This window comes from Psychrobacter sp. 1Y4 (assembly GCF_051847555.1).
On the sequence record NZ_JBPYDE010000588.1, the window covers coordinates 1 to 690 of the forward strand.

2 protein-coding genes are annotated in these 690 nt (G+C 30.9%); both read right to left on the minus strand.

Translation table 11 applies throughout. The features are described 5' to 3' along the window. The coding region (locus ACS8FC_RS17740; protein ID WP_459112977.1) for a glycosyltransferase family protein at positions 1-226 on the minus strand (226 nt) is incomplete at its 3' end. A gap of 220 nt (positions 227-446) precedes the next feature. Further along, a partial coding sequence (locus ACS8FC_RS17745) for an FkbM family methyltransferase (RefSeq protein ID WP_439297760.1) occupies positions 447-690 on the minus strand: 244 nt, incomplete at its 5' end.

Consider the following 690-nt stretch of genomic DNA (forward strand, 5'->3'; position numbering starts at 1 on the left):
GTAAAGCTCTTCCTAAACCTACATTTTCATTGAGCTTTAACAAAATCATTGAAAATTTATTATCATAGTAGTCAATAACTTTTTCTAGTTCTATAGTCAGTGGACCATCACATACTAAAACAACTTCTGCAGGCTGGAGTGAGTTTACTAAAATGCTTTGCAGAGCCTGCCTAAAGAGTTCAGAGTTATCTTTTGGGTAAACTGACATAAGCAAAGAAAATTTCATACGAACACCTATTGACTAGCAACAAACCAAATTAACAAGGTCACATGATTTATTAAAATTATTATGCGTTCATTTTTTTATTAATGGCAATGAGCATACCACCATATCTATGTGAATTTTTGATTATGATGTCGAAATTACTTTCTAATGCTTCTCTTAGCAGTAATTGACCATTATCTACATCGAAATTATGATATTCGATAAAGATAACTTCTACTTTTTAGTTAATAAAGTTGAGATCATGCTTGATAACATCATACTCACCACCTTCAATATCGATCTTCAAGATATTAATTCTATCAATATTATTCAATTCACAAAAAGTCGAAAGCTTTGTAGTTATCACCTCAATTGACTGATCACTTTTAGTACTTAGCTTAAAGGAATCAAATGCTCCTGAAATATCAAATAATGCTGTCCCATTTTGTCCTGCCACTGCTTTCTGTATTATATGATAATTTTCT